General features: G+C 42.6%; 24 protein-coding genes. 9 read left to right on the top strand and 15 right to left on the bottom strand.

The annotated features are described in order from the left end of the window. Positions 1-71: 71 nt before the first annotated feature. Complete coding sequence (locus L2737_RS18160) at positions 72-701, bottom strand: DUF3306 domain-containing protein (protein ID WP_229370185.1); 630 nt, start codon at positions 699-701, stop codon at positions 72-74. Next, the gene (locus L2737_RS18155) at positions 701-1,165 is read right to left on the bottom strand and encodes a DUF3305 domain-containing protein (RefSeq protein WP_102527581.1); all 465 of its coding nucleotides are present in this window, start codon (positions 1,163-1,165) and stop codon (positions 701-703) included. Before L2737_RS18155 ends, L2737_RS18160 begins: the two co-directional genes overlap by 1 nt. A gap of 414 nt (positions 1,166-1,579) precedes the next feature. Here L2737_RS18155 and L2737_RS18150 point away from each other — a divergent pair, with 414 nt between their 5' ends. Then, the gene (locus tag L2737_RS18150) at positions 1,580-2,428 is read left to right on the top strand and encodes a formate dehydrogenase accessory sulfurtransferase FdhD (RefSeq protein WP_229370273.1); all 849 of its coding nucleotides are present in this window, start codon (positions 1,580-1,582) and stop codon (positions 2,426-2,428) included. Between the two features lie 80 nt (positions 2,429-2,508). Here the strand turns inward: L2737_RS18150 and rlmF are convergent, their stop codons facing one another. Then, on the bottom strand, positions 2,509-3,648 hold the full coding sequence (gene rlmF, locus L2737_RS18145; RefSeq protein WP_248956678.1) for a 23S rRNA (adenine(1618)-N(6))-methyltransferase RlmF: 1,140 nt from the start codon (positions 3,646-3,648) through the stop codon (positions 2,509-2,511). Beyond that, positions 3,648-4,049: a flagellar basal body-associated protein FliL gene (locus L2737_RS18140; RefSeq protein ID WP_102527578.1), complete on the bottom strand. Its 402-nt coding sequence runs from the start codon at positions 4,047-4,049 to the stop codon at positions 3,648-3,650. Before L2737_RS18140 ends, rlmF begins: the two co-directional genes overlap by 1 nt. Before the next feature lie 78 nt (positions 4,050-4,127). Here L2737_RS18140 and L2737_RS18135 point away from each other — a divergent pair, with 78 nt between their 5' ends. After that, positions 4,128-4,694: a chorismate--pyruvate lyase family protein gene (locus L2737_RS18135; RefSeq protein WP_248956677.1), complete on the top strand. Its 567-nt coding sequence runs from the start codon at positions 4,128-4,130 to the stop codon at positions 4,692-4,694. Positions 4,695-4,775: 81 nt separating this feature from the next. On the opposite strand, the gene L2737_RS18130 is transcribed toward L2737_RS18135, so the two are convergent. The 3 genes from L2737_RS18130 to L2737_RS18120 all read right to left on the bottom strand — a co-directional run bounded on the left by L2737_RS18130 (position 4,776) and on the right by L2737_RS18120 (position 8,741). Then, complete coding sequence (locus L2737_RS18130; protein WP_248956676.1) at positions 4,776-7,640, bottom strand: immune inhibitor A domain-containing protein; 2,865 nt, start codon at positions 7,638-7,640, stop codon at positions 4,776-4,778. A gap of 2 nt (positions 7,641-7,642) precedes the next feature. After that, positions 7,643-7,912, bottom strand: coding sequence for a hypothetical protein (locus L2737_RS18125; protein WP_248956675.1), 270 nt, complete (start codon positions 7,910-7,912; stop codon positions 7,643-7,645). 235 nt (positions 7,913-8,147) lie between these two features. Next, positions 8,148-8,741, bottom strand: a complete 594-nt coding sequence (locus tag L2737_RS18120; RefSeq protein WP_102527576.1) for a YhgN family NAAT transporter — start codon at positions 8,739-8,741, stop codon at positions 8,148-8,150. A gap of 225 nt (positions 8,742-8,966) precedes the next feature. Between L2737_RS18120 and L2737_RS18115 the strand changes: the two genes are divergently transcribed. Then, the gene (locus L2737_RS18115; RefSeq protein WP_248956674.1) at positions 8,967-10,517 is read left to right on the top strand and encodes a metal transporter; all 1,551 of its coding nucleotides are present in this window, start codon (positions 8,967-8,969) and stop codon (positions 10,515-10,517) included. 177 nt (positions 10,518-10,694) lie between these two features. Then, on the top strand, positions 10,695-11,486 hold the full coding sequence (locus tag L2737_RS18110) for an NRDE family protein (protein ID WP_248956673.1): 792 nt from the start codon (positions 10,695-10,697) through the stop codon (positions 11,484-11,486). A gap of 25 nt (positions 11,487-11,511) precedes the next feature. On the opposite strand, the gene L2737_RS18105 is transcribed toward L2737_RS18110, so the two are convergent. Next, a complete protein-coding gene (locus L2737_RS18105) occupies positions 11,512-11,934 on the bottom strand; it encodes a YybH family protein (protein WP_229370270.1) in 423 nt (140 codons plus the stop codon). Positions 11,935-12,600: 666 nt separating this feature from the next. Between L2737_RS18105 and L2737_RS18100 the strand changes: the two genes are divergently transcribed. Beyond that, on the top strand, positions 12,601-13,173 hold the full coding sequence (locus tag L2737_RS18100) for a lysophospholipid acyltransferase family protein (RefSeq protein WP_102527573.1): 573 nt from the start codon (positions 12,601-12,603) through the stop codon (positions 13,171-13,173). 59 nt (positions 13,174-13,232) lie between these two features. On the opposite strand, the gene L2737_RS18095 is transcribed toward L2737_RS18100, so the two are convergent. After that, the gene (locus tag L2737_RS18095) at positions 13,233-14,501 is read right to left on the bottom strand and encodes a mechanosensitive ion channel family protein (RefSeq protein WP_102527572.1); all 1,269 of its coding nucleotides are present in this window, start codon (positions 14,499-14,501) and stop codon (positions 13,233-13,235) included. A gap of 231 nt (positions 14,502-14,732) precedes the next feature. Between L2737_RS18095 and L2737_RS18090 the strand changes: the two genes are divergently transcribed. Then, complete coding sequence (locus L2737_RS18090; protein ID WP_102527571.1) at positions 14,733-15,275, top strand: TonB-dependent receptor; 543 nt, start codon at positions 14,733-14,735, stop codon at positions 15,273-15,275. Between the two features lie 103 nt (positions 15,276-15,378). Here L2737_RS18090 and hutH read toward each other — a convergent pair whose 3' ends face one another. From hutH to hutC, 3 genes are all read right to left on the bottom strand, one after another. Then, a complete protein-coding gene (gene hutH, locus L2737_RS18085; protein ID WP_248956672.1) occupies positions 15,379-16,923 on the bottom strand; it encodes a histidine ammonia-lyase in 1,545 nt (514 codons plus the stop codon). Next, positions 16,923-18,596 carry a urocanate hydratase gene (gene hutU, locus L2737_RS18080; RefSeq protein ID WP_248956671.1) on the bottom strand — a complete coding sequence of 558 codons (1,674 nt, stop codon included), beginning with the start codon at positions 18,594-18,596 and terminating at the stop codon, positions 16,923-16,925. The genes hutH and hutU overlap by 1 nt, the downstream gene beginning before the upstream one ends. Positions 18,597-18,664: 68 nt before the next feature. Next, complete coding sequence (gene hutC / locus L2737_RS18075; protein WP_229370170.1) at positions 18,665-19,372, bottom strand: histidine utilization transcriptional repressor HutC; 708 nt, start codon at positions 19,370-19,372, stop codon at positions 18,665-18,667. 217 nt (positions 19,373-19,589) lie between these two features. Here hutC and hutI point away from each other — a divergent pair, with 217 nt between their 5' ends. Next, positions 19,590-20,816: an imidazolonepropionase gene (gene hutI, locus L2737_RS18070; RefSeq protein WP_248956670.1), complete on the top strand. Its 1,227-nt coding sequence runs from the start codon at positions 19,590-19,592 to the stop codon at positions 20,814-20,816. A gap of 114 nt (positions 20,817-20,930) precedes the next feature. Here hutI and L2737_RS18065 read toward each other — a convergent pair whose 3' ends face one another. After that, entirely contained in the window at positions 20,931-21,374 is a 444-nt protein-coding gene (locus L2737_RS18065) for a dCMP deaminase family protein (protein ID WP_102527566.1), read from the bottom strand. A gap of 205 nt (positions 21,375-21,579) precedes the next feature. On the opposite strand from L2737_RS18065, the gene mtnC reads away from it, so the two are divergent. Then, entirely contained in the window at positions 21,580-22,263 is a 684-nt protein-coding gene (gene mtnC / locus L2737_RS18060; protein ID WP_248956669.1) for an acireductone synthase, read from the top strand. 156 nt (positions 22,264-22,419) lie between these two features. Here mtnC and L2737_RS18055 read toward each other — a convergent pair whose 3' ends face one another. Together L2737_RS18055 and L2737_RS18050 are read right to left on the bottom strand one after the other, a co-directional pair. Beyond that, positions 22,420-23,403 (bottom strand): Solitary outer membrane autotransporter beta-barrel domain, encoded by a 984-nt coding sequence (locus L2737_RS18055; RefSeq protein ID WP_248956668.1) that lies wholly within the window; start codon positions 23,401-23,403, stop codon positions 22,420-22,422. Further along, positions 23,400-24,647 (bottom strand): hypothetical protein, encoded by a 1,248-nt coding sequence (locus L2737_RS18050; protein ID WP_248956667.1) that lies wholly within the window; start codon positions 24,645-24,647, stop codon positions 23,400-23,402. The genes L2737_RS18055 and L2737_RS18050 overlap by 4 nt, the downstream gene beginning before the upstream one ends. Positions 24,648-24,800: 153 nt before the next feature. Between L2737_RS18050 and L2737_RS18045 the strand changes: the two genes are divergently transcribed. Beyond that, positions 24,801-25,232, top strand: a complete 432-nt coding sequence (locus L2737_RS18045; protein ID WP_229370166.1) for an acyl-CoA thioesterase — start codon at positions 24,801-24,803, stop codon at positions 25,230-25,232. Positions 25,233-25,258: the final 26 nt, after the last annotated feature.

Raw genomic sequence — 25,258 nt, 5'->3', positions numbered from 1 at the left:
TTACATCAGCTAAAACAATAAGTAAAACACCTAACACGCCAAAATAGTGGACATAAAATTATTGCGTCGAACTAGACTTTTACTTGGCTTTGAAGCGGTTGTTCCACTTCCTGCGCCAGAATCAGATCATCATTCTGATTAATTAAGTCAGTCTCTGCGACTAATTCACTCTTCTCATTTATACCTTGTGGGGCATCAGCTGCATCACCAACTGTGTCATCTCCCTCACTGGCTAATAACTCTTCATCTTCAGCTGTTTCTTCCTCGTCTTTCATGACGTTTCGGAAAACTTTTTTGGCCAACTCAGCAGAGACTTCTGGGCTCAGTTTGGGTTGGTTGCTGTAATCTAAGGCATACTCAAGTAAGCCATCAATTTCGTTATACTGTGGTTGTTTCCATAACGCTTTTAACGCTGCCGATTTTGCCTCAGGAGAGACATTCGCTCCCATAAACGAAGCAAAACTACCGCCAACTTCGATTTTTTCTGGGTCAGGTAAATCTTCAGCTTCAAGTATCTTCTCAGGTTGGTCTGCTTCTGCCGACTCAGCTTGAGCATCATTACTTGGGATTTCTTCGTTATCAGCTTGCGCCTGTAAAGCTTGTGCTTGTTGCTCTTGTTGAGCTAACTCAGCAGTTTCTGCTTCAACTTGTTCGCGACGCTCTGTCCAGCGAGAGAAAAATCCTCTAGGTTTATCGCTCATTAATGACTCCGAAGGTGATCTGTACTTGGGCCTTGATCCTTGCGGCGATTAACGTGTTTACGTCGTTTAGCTGAAATTTCAACTTCTCCATGACGCGTGATAAATGCTTCAACCCAACATGCTAATGCTTCTGGCATCGGCATATTTAACACCGGAGTTTCTGACTCTAAGCAACCTGCAGCGACATTTTGGTCACATGAAATAACGGCAGGAACATAGGTACCATCCGCTAGCTCATCACACACGATATAAAGCATGGTGTTGTCCATATCTAAATTGATACGGTAACTTCCGCGCTCATCTTTATGTAATTCAAATAACACTAACTTCGCGCCCTCGGGAGCTTCGTGAGTCGCAGGAAGCATTTGATCGACTTCCCACGTCACCGATGGCCACCGACCTATCATTTTCTCAACTTTCTTGAGTGATACGTACATAGGCCAAACATTTTCAGTGTGTTGCATAAAAGCTGTGCCCTTAAAAACATGAATCAACGAGGAATAAACAAAAGAATAATAAATACATAAACTTAATTAACAATTGCGTGACCTTTTCAAATACGAAATATGGCCTTATTCCTCTATATAGTCATTAATCTGCAATAATAGTGCCAAATAAAATCAAACCAAAAATTTGACCTAGATCTCTTAATCAACATTAAGAGTAGGACAATTTGTCCATATTGCTAATTTTACTAGGACATAAGGCTACGTTAATTAGCTGTTCCTGATTAACTTTTGTGTTAGATCACGCATTTACAATCTACTTGCTGTTACGGGAACAAAAGTTGCTATGCTGATACGCAGTTACTTTAATCACGATACTCATCTTAAAGCCGATGACGGCAATGGATGACACAGTCAGAGGCCTCAATATCAATGACGCAATCCAATACACGTGCTAAAGCCCCACTGAAACTCGTCAAAACTCAAGCAGAAGTGCCTTTAACCTTGCCAGTTAAAGCCATAAATGAATTAGGCGAGAGCATTGATAAATTTGTCGCCTGCGAGCGACCACTGACGGTTTACTTGAATTGGCAACCCATTGTGACCTTAATGACTTTGGGCGCTAAGCCTGAGTCTCTTGCCCTTGGCTATTTGAAAAACCAGGGGTTTGTGAATGATGCGAATTTACTCGAATCAATTATTGTCGATTGGGATGTCAATTCGGCAGCTATTCTGACGCAAGAACAAACCGCCGATTTAGATGCAAAGCTCTCTGAAAAAACAGTGACCTCAGGTTGTGGACAAGGCACGGTGTATGGCGGTTTCATGCAAGGGTTAGATGATATCAACTTACCGACACCAGAACTCAAGCAATCTACCTTGTATAGCTTGCTAAAAAATATCAACGCTTATAACGAGACCTATAAGAATGCTGGCGCGGTACATGGTTGCGGTATTTGTAAAGACGATACCATTCAGGCCTTTATTGAAGATGTCGGGCGTCACAATGCTGTTGATACTCTAGCGGGTGATATGTGGCTTGAAGGTGAGAACGGCAATGATAAGATCTTTTATACCACCGGTCGTTTAACCAGTGAGATGGTGATTAAGGTTGCCAAGATGGGGATTCCAGTATTGCTTTCTCGTAGTGGTGTAACCCAAATGGGACTTGAATTAGCACAAAAGATGGGCATTACCATTATTGCGCGAGCTAAAGGGCGCCACTTCTTGGTTTACCATGGCGCTGAAAACATTGAATTTGATGCTAATAAAGAGAAATAACAACATTTATTCACGCTGACTCATAAGTGTGTTTTAGCAAAAAAGTCTACTAAAAAATGGCTCCAAACAAGGAGCCATTTTTATTGCATATTTCTAAATTTTGCCCATTGAAGCCGCTGCGCTTTGGTTAAAAAGCTCCATACCAATACTCGAGTAATCTTATTTCCCTGTTGCATTTCAATGGTTTTGACACTATCTGCTGATAGTTTCTCTAACAAGGCATAACACGGCTTAAGGTTTTCTGATTTAGACACTAACGAACTAAACCACAAGCACTGTGAAGCAAATTGCTGACTTTCAGTAATCATATTGGCTAAAAACTGCTGCTCACCACCTTCACACCATAACTCGGCTTTTTGTCCACCGAAGTTCAAACCACTTGCTGCATTATCTGGTTTTTTAGTGGTTAAAGTTCCAGATGCAGCACTTTTAGCTGTCCCCTTCTTTGCTCTGTTAGCAGCTAAATTGGCGTTTTTCTTTGCACTACCTTGGCTTGCCTCTTCGAGAGAGCGATGAAAAGGCGGATTACACAATGTGATATCAAAGCGTTCATTCTCAGCAATGATACCGCTAAAGATGTGATTGGGGTTATGTTGCTGACGTAAAGAAAGCTTTCTTTTAATCGCCTGATTTTTATCAGCAATACTAGCAACATTGGCAATCGATATAGGATCAATATCACTGGCAACAAATTGCCAACCGTATGACTGAATCCCAAGTAATGGGTAAATACCGTTCGCGCCAGTACCAATATCTAACGCAATGACTTCCTGACCTTTCGGCACTTTGCCTTTGTCACTTAATAAGTCCGCAATGTAGTGTAAGTAATCAACTCTACCTGGAACAGGTGGGCATAAAAAGCCTTGGGGAATATCCCAATGCTCAATCTGATAATCAGTTTTTAGGATTGCCGCATTTAATGTTTTAACCGCTTGAGGATCAGAAAAATCGATTGATAAGTTGCCATAAGGATTAGGCTTAACAAAGTGGGACAATTTGGGGCACTCTAAAATAAGCTCTTCAAAATCATAACCTTGGTTATGCTTATTACGAGGATGTAAGGTCTTTGATATCGGTTTAGCAACTTTAACCTTCGACGATTGAGAAGGTTTATTCACCTTTTGAGTTTGCTTGGCACTTTTCGTATTGAGATTAGATTTACGTGCAGTGCCTTTGCTTGATGCTTTGTCTGCTGATGTCGATTGATTTTTATGTTTCATTAATCGTATAAGTACTTAGTAAACAATAAATTAACGACTATCTGTTGCCCAGTTTCTTCTTCTAGAAGCCTATTAACGGTTTCGTAGCACTCACGTCGAATGTCTTCACGGCCCGTTAATGATTTCACTTTGTCTTCCGCTTGGTTACCTAATACCTCAACAATTGCTGAGCGTAACAATGGATCATGATGCTCAATAAGCAAAAGGTGATCAGGATCTTTTACCATCAATTCTACACTGATTTTAACAAAGCCTAACTTCTTACGATTTGAAATGTAATTCGTCACTATGTCAGGTTCAAACCCATAATAAGCAAAGTTTTCTACCGTTTTTTCATCGGCACTATATACATTCATCGATAACATCATTGAAAGTAAAATTGCGTATACATACTTTGCCATAGTTAAACAAACTCCATTATTTATATAAGCTCTGTCGTGATAAACTGCACTCGTTGTGTACATTGTAACGAGTAATGAATGAAAGTGACCAGCCTTAGCTTCCCTTATGGTGAATCAATCCAATGGTTTTCACCTGAGAATTTCAATTCTATGCCAAAAACAGCGCTAAAAGAATGGTTACTTGCCACAGGCAGTTTAACGCAAAAATTAAGAAGCTGTTGCCAACATTTTGAAGTCAAAGTACTTGGGGAGCATCTAACGACCCCGTTAGCTGGCGAATGTCCTCATCAACACCGCGTTTGGGTTCGAGAAGTTTTATTATGCCTCGATGGCGAACCTTGGGTTTTTGCACGGACATTAATCCCCGAAGTATTAACCACTTTTCACCAACATAACTTCAAAGCACTCGGCACTAGACCCTTAGGTGAATTGCTATTTTCAAGTAATGATATTGTCCCAGGAAAAATTGAAGTCGCTGAATTTGAAAGTTGCAGTAAGCTAGCCCAACTGGCCACCAGCTTATCTCAAGAGGTGAACGCGCCTTTATGGGGGCGTCGCCGTTATTTCAATTTAGCTAACCAAGACATTATCGTCAGCGAAATATTCTTACCAGCTGCTGTAGCTAAGATTAATCAATCTATTTAATTCTAGAACAACGCCTAACAATAAAAAGGCAGGGATTTCGCCCAGCCTTTTTACATGTCTTGTGTCTTCGCTAAAACAGCGTTAACAGCGCTTTTGTCTTCCAGAGGCAAACAGACCCAATAAAACAATCGATAACCAACCAAGGCTACCGCCACTGCTGCTTGATGGCTCCACTTTTTCTTCTGCTATCTCAGCTGGCAAAGTTAAACTCCATGCATGTCGCTTTTCAGTGCCCTTTTCATCAGTGACGCTCAGCACGATAGTATAAGACCCAGCTAAGGCATAGGTATAATTCTCAGGGCTCATACCCACTATCGTATTGCCATCACCCATATCCCATGAATAATTCAACTCACCAAAGCCACCCGTCGTGGTATTAGTTAACTTAACCGTCATACTGTCATCGCCAACAACTGCAATCTCAAAATTGGCGTTCAACTCAATGATCACTTCAACAATCTGATTGTGAGTCACAGTTGCCCCTTCTGAGTCAGTCACCGTCAGTGAGACCACAAAGGCATCTGATGAACTATAGGTGTGCGTTGGGCTAGTCAAAGTACTGGTTGCATTAGACTCACCAAAGTTCCATAAGTATGTGTAATCAGCACTACCACCTTGGATTACAGCACTAAAGTCAGCGGTATAATCAGTAACGACAACCTCAAAACTGGCTTCAAGAGTCGACTCGTCCGGATTTGTAACCACCGCATTTCGCTTAAACTCTACTGTCGCGGTGTCACTATTTGATGATTGAGCTATCACACTCATGGTTAAACCTAGCTCTTGCAATACCAAGCCTGATTGAGGTTTTAATGGCGCACTATAATCTCGACTGTCATCAAACAAACTGCTGTTACTCAAATGAGTATCTGATGCATAAGCTGATTGTGGATATAAACTGAAACTCGCGTCACGGATCTGTACATCCGTGCTGTTATTGCCAATAAGGTTTTGATCCGCATCAACAACACCAATTAAGCCGTAACCTGCATGCTCACCAACGTTATTATCTTCATAATTACTGTTTTCAAGCCAAAGCAGCACACCGGCCTCGTAACCGATATTTTCAAGACCTTGGTCAATGCCTTGATAGTTACGCAGCTGGACAATATATCGCTGAGGCAAACCGGGTAAGGTATCTTCAATTCGGTCAAAACCATTGAGAGTGACAGCCCCAGCAACTTCAGCACCATCTTGAAGTATCACACTTTCTTGATGATTTATTTCAATATCATCAATAGCAATACCATAACCACCTACAGCCTCGTCGGTAATATAATTGATTTGGATTTGTACATTCTGCCCTGCAAAACTGGTTAAATCATAGGTGAGTTCAACCCAGGAATCAGAACCAATAGCACTGCTATTATCACTCGATAAGCCGGAAATATAGTGATTAACACCACTATAAAGTGGATTACTAGCCACGGTATGATTACCTTCAATGGCAACCCCATCAACCAATACTTGTGTGTAATCGTAGTCTACCTCGATATTCCAATGCGCTTGAAAAGACAGAGATAACGGCGTGCCAGCAGGTAAATCAGCATCAAAGCTCATGCTATTAGACATTAAATGACCTTTGCCTGAGTGATACTGATACTCACCTGTCAATGGCTGTTTAAAGTCGACTCCTGAGGTTGGAATAGCAATGGAGAGTTGGTTAATATCATCAGCGTTCACTGCTGACACTAAATCAGCGCTAAGTCCTGACTGGTCAATATCGTCCCAACTAATTGATTGTTCGTTAACCCACTTGCCTTTATAACGCTCTTGTAAATATGAACGGGCATACGGGCTAAAACCTGAAGGCCTGGTCCCTGCAATATAAGTTCCACTAGCCGATTGCCCGACCCAAGAACCGCCAGACATTAATGACCAGCTCCCGACAGGCGAACCATCACCACTATAAGCAGTGTCATACTCATCTGGTAAACCTAAATCATGACCAAATTCATGGGTGATAACTCCCGTTGCCGAATCAATAGGCTGCACTGTGTAACCAAAAACCTTCATTGATGTGCCAGGAATGGTGCTCCCAAAAGAGCTGGCACCGACAAAGAATCGATGCGACCAAATAGCATCAGTACCTAAGGCGCCGCCTCCCGCCTCTTCACCGACACTAGAGTGAAAAATAACAATATGATCAATAATGCCATCAGCTTCATCCAAATTACCGTTGTTGTTCACGTCATAAGGATCTTCAATATCAAACTGGGCTAGCTCAGCACTCGTCATGCCAGCAACAGCTTTGGTCACCGCTTCCATGACTAAATCCGGAGCCGCCATATCATTGTCATCATTATCTGTGTCATTGCCACCATAATGCGCGGCATTATTATCTGCTGTAACCCAGCCTTTAACTTCGCCGTTAAAGGTAAAAGTATCACCGGATGCTTGTTCAAAATACTGATATGCAGTTTCTAGGTTTTCACCATTTGGACCAGTAAAGCCAGTGGTAGAAAACAAAATGTCTTCATAATGTGCCACTGAATAATCATTGTAATACATACCGGTATCGGCCGCTGTCAGCCGATTGTCGTTGTATGGCAAATCAGGAAAATCGACTAGAACAGCAAGCACATTTACGCTTTTCTTTATGTCACTATCAGCAAAAGCAACAACAGAGGCCGCATTTTGCAACTTAGTTCGCGCGATTTGATTCACACGTTTAGTTTGCGCTAATGGTACCGCGTGATTGTTTGCGCGAGCTTTACGCGTAAAATTAGCAACTGCAATTTGCTTTTCAGCATCAGAAGCATCAACGCTCAGCTCACCCCGTTTCGTTAACCAATAAACAATTTGTTGCGGATTTATCACCCCTGCATCGGCAGGTGATGTGTGCTTTACTGGAGCCGCCAAGGAAGGAGCACTCAAAATTGCCGCCAAGGTCAATGCTAAAGGAGTGATAAAAGATGATTTGCGGTGCTTTAATATATTAACCATAACTACTTCCCTTGATTACATTTCTTGTAAGCATTATTGCGCTTAGCGATATACTTATTAACAACAGCTTGCTGCTCAGCTTCTGTCATCTCAGAAGTAATATCTCCTCGCTTTAGTAAATTGTTTCTAATTCCTTGAGTGTCCAGCGGAGGCGGCGTCGCACCGCATTGAACTTTAGGAGGCTTAATTTCTGCATGGGTATTTTGAACTGCAGTTTGGTGGCTGCATGCCAGTAAAGAACCGCTTAAAAGTACTGCTAAAATCCGTTTCATAAGTCAACTTACAACATTGTAGATTAACCGAACATTAACAGTTGTTACCGCGCGATCACAAATTAAATCCACAGAATTTTAACCCCATTTACATAGCCAGTGTTTACATAAATAGACAGTGGTTAAGCAAGATAAATAAACTGAATTTTTTCAGCTTGTTAGCCTTGAACAATGACAACAAAAAAGGCCGCAATTGCGGCCTAGGTATACATCTTTTATTTAAAAGGTTGAGCGCTTATGCAGTGCTTTTCAAATAACTCGAAACACCATCTAAGAACATTTGTACTGAAATCATCACCAATACCATTCCCATCAGTCGCTCAACCGCAGTGAGTCCTTTTTCGCCCAGTAGTCGGGTGAATACTTTATAAAATAGTAAAATCACCGCACTCACGCCCCAAGCTGCAAGCAACGCAATAGTCCAGTCAGTCATTCGGGAGCTATCACTATGGGCAAGTAGAATTAATGCCGCCAATACAGAAGGGCCTGCCATTAGTGGGATTGCCATTGGTACAATAAAAGGCTCTTCGCCTGCAGCAAGCCCGACGACTCCGCCCGGCTGCGGAAATATCATTTTAATCGCAATTAAAAATAAAATAATACCGCCAGCAATACTCACCGACTCTTGGCGTAAGTTGAGGAAATTAAGTATCGCTTCGCCAGCAAATAAAAACAGCAGCATGATGGCTAACGCAATCAACAACTCACGAATAAGCACCCGACGACGTTTTTTAGGTTCGATATGTCGCAAAATTGAGGCGAAAATCGGTAAATTCCCTAAAGGATCCATGATCAAAAATAGCATCACAGCAGCTGAAAATATGTCCATTACAAATATTCTATTATTAATTAACAAAGAAGCGCCATTGTATACTTAATGAGGCTGTTTTGGAGGTATGAACAGTAAGATTTGTTTATATTTGTCGGTTTTCGTGGATGTTTACCGTGTAAATTCTAAAGATGATGAATAATCAAGCTAAGCAAGTATTAAGTTAAATGAAATACTAGGATATACTTGATTGTTTTTTTCGTCTCTTTGATTCTTTTGGATTCCATGCTCTATCTTGTCGCTAGTTGTATTGCACTTTTATTCGGACCACTTTTTTATCGCTACTTCTCATCGGGAAGTGGGCTACAAAAAGGCTTGGACGGATTTATCTTCGTCTCTTTAGGCGGGCTAGTGCTTATTCATATTTTGCCTGAACTGCTCGAACACGGCGGGATCCTCACATTATTATTTGTCGTGCTTGGCCTTTGGGGGCCTACAGCAAGCGAACGACTATTTCATCGATATTCTGAAATCACTCATAACGTCACCTTAACCCTAGGGATTGGTGGTTTATTGTTGCACACCATTACTGATGGCGGTGCAATGGTATTGGCTCAGCAAGAAGGTAATTCAACTTTACTTGCTCTTGGAGTCATCATGCATCGACTGCCTGTTGGTGTGGCTATTTGGTGGTTATTAAAGCCGCAAGTAGGCACAAAGTGGGCGAGTGCAGTGCTTGTGGCAATGATGGCATTAACCTCTGTGGGTTATTTTGCCGGTGAGCAACTACTACAGCATTTAAGCATCGACAATACTGTTTACCTCCAAGCATTTGTTACTGGTTCTATTTTGCATGTGGTGCTACATCAACCCCATGGCAATCAAAATGATGATGTCCAAGGTCGTTACCAATATCAAGCGGGTATTGGCAGCTTACTGGGTGTTGGATTACTAGCATTGTTATTACTTGTTGATACAGGTGGTCATAATCACCATAGCCACGGCTCAGATCAATTTATGACTTGGTTACTCACAATCTCACCAATTCTGATTCTAAGCTATGTGATCGCGACGGCACGATTTAAAGCGGGTTTATCGCCTTTAAACGAAGGGTTAGCTAGTCGCTGGCTACAACGTTTAGCGGGCCCTGAAGCATTGATAATTACCCTATTATTACTCGGTCCATGGTTTGCAATATATCAAGCCATTGGTTTATTGGTTATTGGTACATTATTGAGTTTAGGTAACGTTGAGCTTACTGATCCCCATGAAAACCTACCGCAATCAGCATGGCGTTTTGGTTTTGCACACTTGGTAGATAGAAGCGCCCCTTGGATTGCTTTAAGCCTTATTTTGGCGAACTTAATTGGTCACCCATCGATACACCTTGAGCACCCAGCGCTGCAAGTATTGATTCTGTTAGCGGTATTTTTACCAATGCGTTTCTGTAATCTAGGTGCTGCGGTATTAGCCCTTTCACTAGCCTATAGCGGCTGGAGTAATGTGGCTGTTGCGTTTGCCTTAATCGCTGCGCCCGTACTCAGTATTAGTCAGCTTAAACTGATGAGTTGGGGAATGCGCGCCGCTTTATCGACAGTGTTAGTTGTAGCTTTGTTATTTGCACATCACTATCTTGTCGATTGGCACCAATTATTAACCTTGCCAGATAGCATCAACATTACTGCTGCTGTGGTAGTAGGGTTAATCTTTAGCGCCAGCTTATTGCGTTTAGGCCCAAGAAAATTCCTCAGTCGTTTGCTGATTAAGTTTAACAGCCACAGTCATGATCACAGTCATAAAGACGGCCATGAGCACAATCACGGTCATCATCACTAAACTTATGCCAGCTTATTCTAGCCAAGCATTGTCGTAGCGCTTGCTGCGACAATCGCGCAGCAGGATATAACGGTAACGTCTTAATTTAATCCGTTTATTTCACCCATACTGCTTTACTAATGCTTCACCTGTAAATTTTAGGTTATGATGTTTTATCATCTTCTTTAGGTAGAGCTTATGTGCATTTTATTTATCGCTGTCGACATGCATCCCAAATGGCCTTTGATTGTTTGTGCTAATCGAGATGAGTTTCATCACCGCCCTACTGAACCTGCGCACTTTTGGCCAATTGCTGCCAGTTCAACTAACCAAGCCACATCCTCAGCCGCTCAAATCCTAGCAGGCAAAGACTTACAAGCAGGTGGCACTTGGCTAGGCGTCAATAAACTCGGGCAATTTTCAGCCTTAACCAATATACGCCTCCAATCTGAACATGAAGGCATGCGTAGTCGTGGCGAGTTAGTGCTTAAAGCCCTATCGGGTGACGGCTTATTGAATCAACAATGGTTACAGCAGCATAGTGACAACTACAGCCCATTTAATTTGGTTTATCAGCAAGATAACCAGCTATGGTGTTTTAATAGCGCTACAGCGGAAAATTTACCATTGAGCAAAGGATTTCATGCGGTCAGTAATGGCGCGTTAGACGATGTTTGGCCGAAAATGGCTAAAGGGCAACAGGCGTTAGAGCAACATGTATTGAGCCATGACGAGCCAGATATAGCACAAATGCTATCATTCATGCGCGATGAATCTGAGGCAGATGACACCAGTTTGCCAAACACTGGTATTGATCTTGAGTGGGAAAGATTACTTTCAGCGATATTTATTAAGCACCCAGAATATGGCACTCGTTCCACCAGCGTGGTGATGCAGGACAGTAAAGGTAATATTGAATTTACCGAAGTACGTTACGACGGTAAATCCAGAAATCTAGGGCAACAACGATTCAGTATAAGCACTGAATAGCTTGCCCATTTTATAAAATAAGCCGCTAGTCTGATGAATGATCATGGGTAATAACCCACTTATCATCAATACGTTCAATCAATAAGGTAAACACACCACTTGGTTTGTCCTTAGCGCGTTCTAATGTCCAGCGCCCAACGACGAGTGCCGCATAGTTACTGAGCATTTTAATTTCTCGCACTTTAAAGTTGAGCTTGCCCATTCTGGCAGAGGTTGGATAGCTACGCTTGTAACTGGCTAATATTGAATCCCAGCCATAGTTGTACTTACCATTAGACACAAAACGCAGCTTGTCGCTTTTCCAGTAACCTTGCATGTAAGCGTCAATATCACCGCTATTCCAGGCTTTTTCTTGGTTAGAAATAACAGAGCGAATGCGATCCGTTGGAATTGCACTGTCTGAATTCACTTCATCTAAAGAAATAGGTGCAGCATCTTCTGGGTTTATATCAACAGCAGCAACGGGGGTTACTGGTGTAAAAGCTTCAGGCTGCTTTGGCTTGTCATCATTATCAGCCACATTAGCCGGTTCATCAGGTATCACTTCACTGATGTCTGTAACAGCGTCTTCTACAGCAGTTTTTGTTTCAGCAATATCTACAGCTTTAATTGAGCCCACTTGCACTTTTTCAGTGGTTGTTGGCTTTAATGGAACTGATTTGAGAGCTTGCTCAGTCGGTGTTTCAGTAACCGTGTCAGCTTCTGCTACTGTTTGAACTGCCGTGTTATTTTCTGCAGCCGGTAAGGTGTCCATCGAGACTTTTTCAGTCGCGATACTCACCATTGAAAACAGCACACAAAAAACGCTGCTACTGATTATTGTAAGGTGCTTCACACACTCTCCTCGCTGATTGGATATGCTTGATTTCTCCAGAAGAAAAAAAGAATTAGTCCTTTTGTATTACGACAATGAATACGATAGGTTAGTTAACTATCACAGCATTGACGCTTAAAATGGGTTTGTAATCTGGCATTTTACCGACTCAATCGACACTGTAATCAGGCCGGTATTGTTTGGTAAACAAATCATAACCCAAATAATATTCGTAAAATATTTCATTATCTTATCGTTAGATTCTAGCGTATCAGATACAAATAAACTGGAAAATAGTCCATGTTTCGCAAAATTAGTTTATCGCTACTCACAATATGTGGTTGGCAGTTTGAGGGGAGCGCGCCTCATGATGGCCAGTTCATTATGGTCGTTGGCCCGCATACCAGTAATTGGGATTTTATTATCGGAATCATTGCGCGATCTGCGCTGGGGATAAACATCCACTTCTTAGGTAAACACCAATTGTTTATTCCACCTTGGGGCTGGTTCTTCAAATGGCTCGGTGGCAGCCCTGTTGATCGCCGTAAGAATAACAACATGGTCGATGCAGCAGTGCAGCATTTTGAAGCCGATAATCAATACAAACTAGCATTAGCCCCTGAAGGAACACGCAGTGCGGTTACCCGTTGGAAAACAGGATTTTACCATATTGCGGTAAAAGCGAAGGTGCCCATTATTACTGTGGGACTGGACTTTTCACGTAAATCGATAGTGCTCAATAAGCCGATGGATACCAGTGATGATATGTCAGCGGACATGAATCAGATACTGGATTTTTTTCGCGGTATAACGGGACATCACCCTAAGGTGATCCCTGATTATCAGCCTTCAAAAACACAAAAGCCGAACTAGACAAGGTTAGTTCGGCTTTTGTTTCTGTCACTTTAATCAAAAAGCTAATAACTAAAGTGCTAATGCACTTTAGTGTCAGGTTTAATACTGCGAATATCGTTACCCGTTGGGTTTTGAAATGCTTTTAAACCAAACTCAGGCAGGATGGCAAAGATATGGTCAAAGATATCAGCTTGGATCCCTTCATAAAATGCCCAACGTGTATCGTTAGTGAAGACATACAATTCAATAGGTAAACCTTCAGTGGTTGGTGCAAGTTGGCGCACCATTAAGGTCATGTCTTTATGAAGCTTATTATTATGGCGAAGATACGCATCTAAGTAAGCTCTAAAGGTGCCTACATTCGTTAAGCGACGACCATTAACTGGCATATCAAAATCATTAACCTGTTCATTTGAGTGATTGATTTCTGATACGACTTTAGGAAAGTAATCTTTGAGATAATTCACTTTTGATAATCGTTCTATTTCTTGTTCAGATAAAAAATGAATACTATTCACATCAAGATTAATTGCGCGCTTGATACGACGGCCACCTTTTTCAGACATGCCACGCCAGTTTTTAAATGCATCTGATACCAACGCATAAGCTGGGATCATCGTAATGGTATTATCCCAATTACGTACTTTTACTGTATTCAGCGACACCTCATCTACTGCGCCATCTGCGCCGTATTTATCCATTTGGATCCAATCGCCTTTACTCACCATGCGGTTGGCCGCAAGCTGAATACCCGCAACAAAGCCTAGAATCGTATCTCTAAACACCAACATGACTAAACCCGTCGCCACACCTAAACCACTTAAGAAATAGACGGGTGACTGATCAGCAAGCACTGAAACTGAAATAATGACGCCAATGAAAAATAAGAACAGTTTAAACAGCTGCACAAAACTTTTTACAGGCAAGCGACGGCTAATAAGCTTTACATCGGCAATTTCATTTAAGGCATCAAGACCTGCATAAATCGCACGAATAATAAAAATTACCACCAGTACGCTTAAACCGCGATCAAGTATGACGCCTAATAAATCCTGATGAGTCAACACGATAGGTACGAATAGGTCGAGGATAAATGCAGGTACTAACAAGGCTAACTTTTCAAGCACGCCATAGCGCATGAAGATGTCATCCCAGGTCACTGCAGATTTGCGAATAACAGCATTAACCGCCTTAACAAAGACTTTTTTAGTAATGTAGTAAGCAATCGTTGCGACTAAAAAGCTGACAAACAATAGAATTGATGTCGCCACGCTATCGGAAGGCTGACTATTCACCCCTGCTTCCAGTAACCACTGGGCAATATCTGCGCGTAACTCGTTATCCACTACTTTCATTCCTTAATGACCAAAAAATCATTGGCTAACATACCATATTTCTGCTTTGAAACGATGGCAATCAAATATATGACAAAACATCAGTAAGCTTTCCACTGACATAAAACAAATTGTTAACACTAATGGCCTATTCAACGATATCGGCCGCAAAAATACGGGCAAATATTGACCTCAGATTGGCAAACCCTAACAATAGCGCCATCCAATCAGGTAGAGGTATTCATGAAAAAAATCTGGCTTGCCATTACATTCTCTATTAGCTTAGTTGCTTTTAGCCAACAAGCTCAAGCAAACACGACAGAAGAAGGTCAACAATACACTCCGTCAGTAGCCTTGCTGGTAGATTATGTTGATAGCCGTGGTGATATGTTTGGTGTCACGATTGCTGCAAAACATTTCGACCCAGATTATGCCGATTGGGGCTATTACATTGGTTATGCTTGGGGCGATAAATACGATCTTGATGTGCCTGAGCCTGGCGAAGGTTATGCTAAAGAATACATGTGGCGCTTTGGTCTAAGTTACAGCCTAACCCAAGACTTAAGTGTCTATGGTGGCGCAACAGCCTACATTTATGAAGAAAACACCACTGATAATATTGTGCCTTTCATTGTCGGCGGTGAGCCTGTGTGGGAACGCAGCCGCAACAAAGAATGGGGCGCTGAGTTTGGCGTGAGATATAACGTCACCAAAGGCTTTGTTATTGGTGCTGGTTACGATACGAGTGCTGATGCTGCCATTTTCTCTATTGGTGTAACCATGTAAGCAGATTGAGACTTGATGATCTGCAAGCAATATTAAACATAAAAAAGGACCCTAAGGTCCTTTTTTAATGCTTGATTCTTCGCTTTAAACGATAAGCGAAAAATTAAAAGCTCGCTAACATTCCAGCAGGTAAATAGCGATTAAAGCTCGCGGTATAAAGCAAGTCTGTCGCGTTCTCAATGTCAGGTGCAAAGAAGCGATCTTTATCATAATAAGCCACCACTTCACGTAACTCAGCTTTAGCACTAGCAACTGCATCACTTGGCGCTAATGGCTTACGGAAATCCAGCCCCTGTGCAGCAGCAAGTAGCTCAACCGCTAACACACCTCGGGTATTTTCCGACATATCGCGTAAACGGCGCGCTGCAAACGTGGCCATCGAAACATGGTCTTCTTGGTTTGCTGAAGTCGGTAAACTGTCTACTGAAGCTGGGTGAGCATAAGTTTTGTTTTCAGATGCCAATGCAGCCGCCGTCACTTGCGCAATCATAAATCCTGAGTTAACCCCGCCATTTTCCACTAAAAAGGGTGGCAGTTTAGATAAACTAGAATCGATTAATAGCGCAATGCGGCGTTCAGCAATTGAGCCTAATTCAGCAATCGCAATCGCTAAATTATCCGCCGCCATTGCCACTGGCTCAGCATGGAAATTACCACCTGAAATAATATCACCAGTGTCTTGGAAAACTAATGGGTTATCCGTCACGCCATTTGATTCGACACCTAATACTTCAGCAGCATGGCGAATTTGAGTTAAACACGCACCTAATACCTGTGGCTGACAACGCAATGAATAAGGATCTTGTACCTTTTCACAATCCACGTGACTGACACTGACTTCAGATTCATCACCCAATAAGTTACGGAAAATCGCGGCAGAATCAATCTGACCTTTTTGACCTCGTGCCGCATGAATACGTGCATCAAACGGACTACGACTGCCCATTGCCGCTTCAACACTCATTGCACCGATGACCGAACTCGCCGCAAATAAGTCTTCTGCATGAAATAAACCTTCAAGGGCTAAAGCTGTTGACGCTTGCGTGCCATTCAATAATGCTAAGCCTTCTTTGGCCGCTAATTCAATCGGCTCAAGACCTGCAATTTCCAGTCCTTCTGCTGCAGTGATAATTTGCCCTTGATAGCTCATTTCACCTTCGCCCAATAACGGCAAACACATGTGTGACAGTGGCGCTAAATCACCAGATGCACCCACTGAACCCTTTTCAGGAATACACGGATAAACTCCTGCATTTACCAATTGAATAAGGAAGTTAATCACCTCTAAGCGAATACCTGAAAAACCACGGCTTAACGAGTTAATTTTTAACACCATCATTAAACGTACGGTTGCATCTTGCATGTATTGACCAATACCTGCAGCATGGGACAACACAATTGAGCGCTGCAGCAGCTGTAAATCTTCAGGCGCAATTTTGGTGTTCGCCAATAAGCCGAAACCGGTATTAATACCATACACTGTGCGGCCTTCATCAAGTACTTGCTGCACTAAACCTGCACTCGTATTAATATCAGCTTTCGCTTCTTCAGCGAGTGTTACATGGACAGCACTGCGGCTAATTTTACGCAGCTGGGCTAATGATAGCGTGCCAGGACTCAGCAATAATCTATGTTGTGTTGCAGTCATTACTTGACTCCTTGCATCGGTAAATCAAGACCTTGCTCTTCAGCGCAGTCAATCGCAATATCGTATCCAGCATCAGCATGGCGCATGACACCAGTGGCAGGATCATTCCATAAAACACGACCTAAACGCTCTGCTGCATCATCGCTACCATCAGCCACAATCACCACACCAGAATGCTGACTAAAGCCCATACCAACCCCACCACCATGGTGAAGCGATACCCATGTCGCGCCACTTGCCGTATTTAATAACGCATTCATTAATGGCCAATCAGACACTGCATCTGAACCATCAAGCATAGATTCAGTTTCACGGTTTGGACTAGCAACAGAGCCAGAATCTAAATGGTCACGACCAATCACGATCGGCGCCGACAGTTCGCCATTCTTGACCATTTCGTTAAACGCTAACGCTAAGCGAGCACGGTCTTTCAGTCCGACCCAACAAATACGAGCAGGTAAGCCTTGGAACTCAATGCGTTCGCGGGCCATATCAAGCCAATTATGTAAATGCGGGTTATCAGGAATAAGCTCTTTTACCTTGGCATCGGTTTTATAAATATCTTCTGGGTCACCCGATAATGCTACCCAGCGGAAAGGACCAATTCCTTCACAGAATAATGGACGCACGTAAGCAGGAACAAAGCCAGGGAAATCAAACGCGTTTTCTACGCCTTCTTCAAGTGCCATCTGACGAATGTTATTACCGTAATCGGTTGTAGCCGCGCCTGCAGCTTGCAGCGCTAACATGGCTTTGACTTGTACCGCCATTGATTGTTTCGCCGCTTTAACCACTGCAGCTTCATCTTTTAGACGCATTTCAGCAGCTTGGGCTAACGTCCAACCTTGAGGTAAATAGCCGTTTAACGGATCATGTGCCGAAGTTTGATCGGTTACTACATCAGGCGTAACACCACGCTCAACTAACTCAGCAAAAATATCCGCTGCATTACCCAGTAATCCTACAGAGACAGGAGTACCTGATGCATTCGCTTGCTCAATCATGGCTAATGCTTCATCCAGTGAAGTGGCTTTTTTGTCGACATAACGAGTACGTAAGCGAAAATCGATGCGGGTTTCGTCGACTTCACATGCCAGTACTGAGTAACCTGCCATAGTGCCAGCAAGAGGCTGCGCACCACCCATACCACCAAGGCCGCCTGTTAAAATCCATTTACCTGCAGCACTGCCATTAAAATGTTGTTTTGCCATGGCAACGAAAGTTTCGTAAGTCCCCTGAACAATGCCTTGGGTACCAATATAAATCCATGAACCTGCGGTCATTTGGCCATACATGGCCAGGCCTTTTTTATCGAGCTCATTAAAATGTTCCCAGTTAGCCCAATGCGGCACTAGGTTTGAGTTTGCGATAATCACGCGCGGGGCATTGCTATGGGTTTTAAACACGCCAACTGGTTTACCTGACTGCACTAATAAGGTTTCATCGTCTTCAAGACGTTGAAGCACTTCAATGATCTTGTCATAACACTGCCAATCACGAGCTGCGCGGCCGATACCACCGTATACGACTAAGTCTTCAGGGCGCTCGGCGACATCAGGATGAAGGTTATTCATTAACATGCGCATGGCAGCTTCTGTTAGCCAGCTTTTACATGCGAGCGTAGTGCCATGAGGCGCAATAATATTGCGACTAGGGTCGTGTCTGTTATTCATTGTACTTCCTTCAATTATCTTCAATCGTTTCGCACTGACTGCGCTAACGATTTGGCTTTATTATTAATTTACTGACTAAAAGTTAAATGACCACCTAGGCTAAATTTGCTGCCTGGGTGGGTTAAACGGGCAAAACTCACCACACCTTTACGAGACCAGGTGCGACGTATAATTTGTAAACAAGGTTCAGCTGCAGTAATGGCAAGCAGCTGCTGGGTTTGCTCATTGGCAATCACGGCTTCAACGGTATGACGAGCCTCAGTTAAAGGCGCAACTCGAGATAAATACTCATGGGGCGTCAGCTGATTAAAATCTTGCTGTAAATAATCAGGGATCATTTGTGGGTTCACATAACGCTCTTCTACCTGCAGGGGTTGCTCTTGTTCGCAATGAACCAACACAGAATAAAACACAGGGCTACCTTCTTCTAAGCCCAGCGAGATCGCCACCGCACCTTCTGCGCGAACTTGCGACAAGGCTAACTGTTTAACGCTATAGCCATGGCCGCGCTCTTTAATTTCATCGGCAATATTACGAATATTCAGCAGCGATGATTGAGACTTCAGCCCAGCGACAAAGGTACCTAGACCTTGGCTTCTTTCTAACACACCAGATGCAACTAACTCAGTTAATGCTCTGCGGGCGGTCATACGACTACAGTCCATTAATTCAGTTAACTGGTTTTCTGATGGCACTCGATCATTTTCTTTCCATTCGCCCGACTCAATACGGGCTAAAATGTGCTGCTTGATTTGCTCAAATTTTGCTAATGCCATCGTGTTATCCAATCTGGTTATCTGGTCAGTCGTGGTTATTAGGTCTATTGCCATCAGGGCTTTATTGCTGCAAACAACACCGATATCATGGAATAATGGGTGATGAAAGCCACTTAATGGCTAAAAACTCAGCACCAACCTTACCTTGTATATACAAGTAAAAACAAGTATTGTTTTGCTATTATTCTTTCAATTTATTGCTAATGCTGGAGTTGCCATGTCGTGGGATCATGTTTGGATAGACGTTAATTTAGCTACAATGGATCCAAACAATTCAGCCGCTTACGGTGCCATTACCGATGCCGCTATTGCAGTTAAAGATGGCAAAATTGCATGGCTTGGGCCTCGAAAAGAATTGCCTGATTTCGATGTGTTTTCGATGCCGGTATACCGCGGCAGAGGCGGATGGATAACCCCTGGTCTTATTGATGCTCACACCCACTTAGTGTTTGCTGGTAGTCGCGCCAATGAATTTGAAATGCGCCTTGAAGGAGCAAGTTATGAAGATATCGCCCGCGCTGGCGGCGGCATCATATCAACGGTTAACGCTTGTCGAAAAGCTGAAGAGTCAGAGTTATTCGAGCTTGGCCGTCAACGCTTAAATGCCCTAGCCAAAGAAGGTGTTACGACCGTTGAAATCAAATCAGGTTATGGCCTAGATACTGAAACCGAGGTCAAACTACTAAAAGTGGCTCGCGAGCTTGGCCGTAATCATCATGTAGATGTCAAAACCACTTTCCTTGGCGCTCATGCAATTCCACCAGAGTACAAAGACGATGTTGAGGGCTATGTGGATTTGGTCGTCAATAACATGCTGCCAAAGGTTATTGAGCAAGGTCTTGCTGATGCTGCAGACGTATTTTGTGAGAATATTGCCTTTAATTTAGCCCAAACAGAAAAAGTACTTACCGCAGCTCAACAAGCTGGACTGGATATCAAACTCCATGCTGAGCAGTTATCCAATATGGGCGGCTCTGCGTTAGCCGCTAAGCTTGGCGCTAAATCTGTCGATCACATCGAATACCTTGATGAAGACGGAGTTAAAGCACTCGCGGCCAGTGGCACTTGTGCCACATTACTGCCTGGTGCCTATTACTTCTTACGTGAAACTCAGATGCCACCGATAGAGTTGCTGCGCAAACATCAAGTGCCGATTGTGGTTGCCAGTGACTTTAACCCAGGTTCATCACCAATTTGCTCAACCTTATTAATGCTTAATATGGCCTGTACACTGTTTAGATTAACCCCTGAAGAAGCACTCAAAGGTATTACCGCCAACGCAGCAAAAGCGCTGGGAATAGAAGAAAAGGTCGGTGTTTTAGCCCAAGGCATGCAGGCTGACTTTTGCTTGTGGGATATCACCACCCCTGCGCAACTTGCCTACTCATACGGCGTTAACCCATGCAAAGATGTGGTTAAAAATGGCGTGTTAGTTCATCAATAATGCGGACCAGAGTCTGATTTCAACACAAAAAAGCCGACAAACTTTTTTACTTAGTTATGTCGGCATAATTTGCGATTCTAATGACTAAAGCTGTCGATTGAAAAAACAGCCTATTTATTCAAGTTCACTCACTGGAAGCCAGTTCACCTTCACACCCGCTTGCAAGAACATATCTTGGCTGACTTTAATTTTGTCACCCCAACGAGAAAGAAAATCTTCACTTTGCTCGGGGCAATAAACACCAGTGATCCCAGTTTGAATAATTTTTGCAGCGCAATTAGGACAAGGAAAATGCGTCACCCAGATATCACAGTCACCTAAATCACGCTTGGCGAACAAAATGGCATTTTCTTCTGCGTGCAATGTTTTCAGTAATTTCATTTCACGGTCATCGGTTTCAGCACTATCAGAAATCCCGTGGGGATAACCGTTAAAACCGACTGAAACAATACGGTTATGCTTAGTGATCACCGCGCCAACTTGCGTTGATGGATCTTTACTCCATGATCCAACTAGCTCAGCCATCTGAAAAAATCGTTTTGCCCATTTTGAAATCATAGTGACAGCCTCAAAAGTTGAAATAAAACACCTGTTATATGTCTATTCATAATACCTAAACTTCACCGTATTGGCAGCTAAATACATGGAATATCATTGATTTGAAGATAACTGCTATTCTAGACACCAATTTGACTAGCCATCAGACCCAATAAAGCTTAGGATCTTGAACAAGCAAATTTAAGGATTGGAGTACGTAGACACTATGGGTATTAGAGCGATTATCGTAGATACAGCTGGCACCACGACTGATCTAGATTTTATTCACGATGTACTATTTCCTTATTCAAAAAAAGCCATGGGCGACTTTCTGAATAAGAATCAGCACAACCCATTGGTTGAATACTGTATTAGTGACGTACGCGACCTTGCACTAGAACAAGACGCCTCTGTTGAACGCGTAACAGAAATCCTTGCACAATGGATTGATGAAGACCGCAAAGCAACACCACTTAAAACCCTTCAAGGTCTTATTTGGAAACAAGGTTATGCATCTGGCGAGTTCACCGGTCATATCTACCCCGATTTCATCGACGCGATCCCACGATTTGAAGCCGCTAACATGCGAATCTATAGCTTCTCGTCTGGCTCTGCTGAAGCACAAAAAATGCTTTTCAGCCATAGTGATGCGGGTGATTTAACCCCTAAATTTAGTGGTCATTTCGATACGCGTACGGGTAACAAATTAGATAAGCAAGCTTACTGTAATATCTTAAACACCATCAGCTTAAGCCCTAAACAAGTGCTATTCGTTTCTGATGTTGTTGAAGAATTAAAAGCGGCAGAAGCGGCAGGATTACATACTCGCCAAATGGTACGTTTTGATAATCAAAAAACGGCTCAATTTGCGCAAATCAGCGACTTCTCAGGATTAGATATCGACGCATAAAGATGTCTGTCCTAATATAAAAAACGGCCTCTGTGGCCGTTTTTTATTGCCTGTTGTAACGTCGGCAGTGACATCTAGAGCTAAATCTAGAACTAAATCTAGAACTAAATCTAGAACTAAATCTAGAACTAAAACTAGAGTGACGCTTTAACACAGCTAAATATCCTCATTAAACAGTAGCACCACACTGCCACCACTTAGGGCACTATCAATATTGACCGTGACGCCAATTCCTACATTGGTCAGCCAAGATGACAATGAAGGGGTTTCAACTATCCAGCCTAGACCGGTTTCGTAATAGTGATTTGTGTTCATTGTTGCCACTGCATCACCCGTTAAATCTATGCGTTTGAATAGGAAGCGCATTTCATTGCGCAGGTTCATCATTGGCGGAAGTGCATAATGAAAAATAAAAGCATTACTGAAACGACCGACATTAGGCGAGCCATCTTGCTGGGGAGAATCGGTGTCAAACAGTTGCCCAAAAGCATAGTTATAACGGCTGATGAATTGCCACTTATTACCCCACAGCGTATCTTGATAATGCAACTCAATGGTAGGGTCGAGCATCCAAGCTGCATATGAGGTATTAAACAAGCTGCCATCTAGCTCATCTTGAAAATCACCAAAATCGCTGCGATAGTCAAAGTCATTTTCATAGCGAATCAAATGCGCACCCACGGCTAATTGTAACCACCACTTGTCTGATAGCAGATACTTCCAGCGCTGCTCAGCAAACAGTAAATAACTTTTCTCATTTAGTTTATCAACCAGTGCTATATCGTCCGATAGCTGTAATGATTGCTTAGAATTGATATAAGAAAATTTTGCAAATGTCGCTCGCTGCCATTCATCTTCTTTACCCTGCCAGTCACTTTCCCAAGGTACTGAATAAACGCTAAGTTCTTTTCTACGCTGTATTGAAGTCTCCGATCCTGCATCGAATCGGTCAAGACTGACAATATTGTTAGGGTCAAAATTGACTACGCCCAGTGAGATTAAACTTGCATCAGATAACACGATAGCTGAAGCGATATTACCTTTAGCAATATCGCTGATACTTTGTTCAATTACAGGTGCCGACATTGAAGCCTTTGCCAGCAACATAGATAAGCCGATAAAGATGCTATTACGGATCATGACTCCTCTTTAGCAGGAAAAGCCGGTGACACGCATGCTTTCACATCAAATGAATAACCATATCGGCTTTCATCTTTTGCCGTGGGCAATACTTGTAAGATCTCATAGTCATTGAGTTCAACCACTTTACTATTGGGTTCAGATTCACAACGAGAATACTGGTTACCCTCAAAATAATAGATAAAATTGGCAATCGTCATTCTTACCATCAAGCGATAACTCTCTCGAATAATATCGTAACGTCGCTCAGCCGCTTCATCCGCCCCCATATCCAGACGTGTAACCTCGTTTTGTTGTACTTGTTTAATTGATTGTTGAACGGCATCCTCAATCACCTTTTGAGTACTCGCGGCGATATCTGGAGGAGTCACTTCGCTAACACTCGAAGTCACAGGTTCAGGCGCTGGCATTGACTCAGTAGAGCTAAGGTTTTCTATGTTCTCAGCAGCTACAACTGTCTTAGTCTTAGTCTTAGTCTTAGTCTTAGTCTTAGTCTCTACATTAGCTTCGGCAATTTTCGCACCGACGGCTGAGAGCTTCTGCAAACCAGCTTCAATATCTTCAGTTTTTTCACCCGTTTCCTCTTCTAACAATTTGATCATTTTGGCTCTGGGATCACTGGTTTCAAAGGTGTTCTCAATATCACTTAATAAATACAGGTTAGCTAACACCACGTAAGCCAATATCATTCGCAGCAATATAGTACGTTTTCGGTAATGCTCACTATTAGTAAAACGTATTGATTTAACGCCAAGCAAGTTAAGTAGTGGCATCAATACAAAGTAAATTGGGATGACGGCTTGCAGCAACATTAAAGCCACTCCGCTAACCAGTACGAACCATACCGGCATATAAAGCAGAATAACGAGATTGTGGGTATAGGTTAAATGATCTGCATCAACGCCTGAAACTTCATTAACTACAGAGGCAGCCCACACCAACGAAAAGTTAGCAATAATGGCGTAAAACAACAGCAGAAATGCTTTACCCGCTAAGCTATGCCAAGTTTTAGTAAACAATGGCCAAAATTCAATCATCATTGCAATCATGGCAATGATCCCCACCATCGTCACCCCATCAGTGGTAAACATCAAAAGAAAGGCGATGAAATACAACTTTTGCGCCACGGTCAGCTTACCGATGATGGTCTTAATATAATTGAGTATCACTCGAGGCAAGGCCGATACACTCTCAACAGGGCGATAAAGTAACTGCTGTAATCGTGGGTAGTTAAAAGAGTTCAAACGACGCATTCCATAGCAAATAGTGGTTTAACATTATCAAAACATATTGCCCAATTGATAGCAAAGCATTCCATGCTTGTTGAACTAGGTTTTGCCTGTTAACCTGAATAAAAATCAAACAAGCGTTTAACTTTATTAAGGAGCAAGATTTATATGGACCAGTTTATTCAGCAGCATGCGATTATTACCGAGATTCCAGTGGCATGGGGTGAAATGGACGCACTCAATCACGTCAATAATGTGGTGTATTTTCGCTACTTTGAAACCGCTCGGATCGATTTTTTTAGCCAGATAAACATGATGGCCGATCTTAAAGAAACCGCTGTAGGCCCTGTGTTAAGTGAAACCCACGCGCGCTATAAACGACCAGTGACATTCCCTGATACATTATTAGTCAGCGTCAATATTAGTGACGTAAAAGAAGACCGCTTTATCATGCATTACCGAATTTTCAGTAAAGCCCAACAAGCTGTGACAACCACAGGCACCGCCAATGTGGTGATGTTTAATTTTAAGACAGGCCAAAAAGCCAAGCTGACACCTGAACTACTCGCAGCGCTGGAACAGCATAAAGTAGCCGAATAGCCACTCAAAAAAAGCCCTGTATTTTG

It is taken from the genome of Shewanella electrodiphila (assembly GCF_023283985.1).
GTDB lineage: Bacteria > Pseudomonadota > Gammaproteobacteria > Enterobacterales > Shewanellaceae > Shewanella > Shewanella electrodiphila.
Note: the sequence above shows the minus strand (reverse complement) of the source record. Positions and strands in the feature narration are given on the sequence as shown.

What these genes read in the sequence shown, in the direction of transcription:
- L2737_RS18090 (WP_102527571.1), top strand. Translation starts at nt 14,733, where the DNA reads ATGAAAAAAATCTGGCTTGCCATTACATTCTCTATTAGCTTAGTTGCT.
- L2737_RS18110 (WP_248956673.1), top strand. Translation starts at nt 10,695, where the DNA reads ATGTGCATTTTATTTATCGCTGTCGACATGCATCCCAAATGGCCTTTG.
- hutU (WP_248956671.1), bottom strand. Translation starts at nt 18,596, where the DNA reads ATGAATAACAGACACGACCCTAGTCGCAATATTATTGCGCCTCATGGC.
- hutI (WP_248956670.1), top strand. Translation starts at nt 19,590, where the DNA reads ATGTCGTGGGATCATGTTTGGATAGACGTTAATTTAGCTACAATGGAT.
- L2737_RS18065 (WP_102527566.1), bottom strand. Translation starts at nt 21,374, where the DNA reads ATGATTTCAAAATGGGCAAAACGATTTTTTCAGATGGCTGAGCTAGTT.
- rlmF (WP_248956678.1), bottom strand. Translation starts at nt 3,648, where the DNA reads ATGAAACATAAAAATCAATCGACATCAGCAGACAAAGCATCAAGCAAA.
- L2737_RS18100 (WP_102527573.1), top strand. Translation starts at nt 12,601, where the DNA reads ATGTTTCGCAAAATTAGTTTATCGCTACTCACAATATGTGGTTGGCAG.
- L2737_RS18120 (WP_102527576.1), bottom strand. Translation starts at nt 8,741, where the DNA reads ATGGACATATTTTCAGCTGCTGTGATGCTATTTTTGATCATGGATCCT.
- L2737_RS18045 (WP_229370166.1), top strand. Translation starts at nt 24,801, where the DNA reads ATGGACCAGTTTATTCAGCAGCATGCGATTATTACCGAGATTCCAGTG.
- L2737_RS18135 (WP_248956677.1), top strand. Translation starts at nt 4,128, where the DNA reads ATGAAAGTGACCAGCCTTAGCTTCCCTTATGGTGAATCAATCCAATGG.
- L2737_RS18150 (WP_229370273.1), top strand. Translation starts at nt 1,580, where the DNA reads ATGACGCAATCCAATACACGTGCTAAAGCCCCACTGAAACTCGTCAAA.
- mtnC (WP_248956669.1), top strand. Translation starts at nt 21,580, where the DNA reads ATGGGTATTAGAGCGATTATCGTAGATACAGCTGGCACCACGACTGAT.
- L2737_RS18115 (WP_248956674.1), top strand. Translation starts at nt 8,967, where the DNA reads ATGCTCTATCTTGTCGCTAGTTGTATTGCACTTTTATTCGGACCACTT.
- L2737_RS18055 (WP_248956668.1), bottom strand. Translation starts at nt 23,403, where the DNA reads ATGATCCGTAATAGCATCTTTATCGGCTTATCTATGTTGCTGGCAAAG.
- L2737_RS18125 (WP_248956675.1), bottom strand. Translation starts at nt 7,912, where the DNA reads ATGAAACGGATTTTAGCAGTACTTTTAAGCGGTTCTTTACTGGCATGC.
- L2737_RS18140 (WP_102527578.1), bottom strand. Translation starts at nt 4,049, where the DNA reads ATGGCAAAGTATGTATACGCAATTTTACTTTCAATGATGTTATCGATG.
- hutC (WP_229370170.1), bottom strand. Translation starts at nt 19,372, where the DNA reads ATGGCATTAGCAAAATTTGAGCAAATCAAGCAGCACATTTTAGCCCGT.
- L2737_RS18155 (WP_102527581.1), bottom strand. Translation starts at nt 1,165, where the DNA reads ATGCAACACACTGAAAATGTTTGGCCTATGTACGTATCACTCAAGAAA.
- hutH (WP_248956672.1), bottom strand. Translation starts at nt 16,923, where the DNA reads ATGACTGCAACACAACATAGATTATTGCTGAGTCCTGGCACGCTATCA.
- L2737_RS18160 (WP_229370185.1), bottom strand. Translation starts at nt 701, where the DNA reads ATGAGCGATAAACCTAGAGGATTTTTCTCTCGCTGGACAGAGCGTCGC.
- L2737_RS18130 (WP_248956676.1), bottom strand. Translation starts at nt 7,640, where the DNA reads ATGGTTAATATATTAAAGCACCGCAAATCATCTTTTATCACTCCTTTA.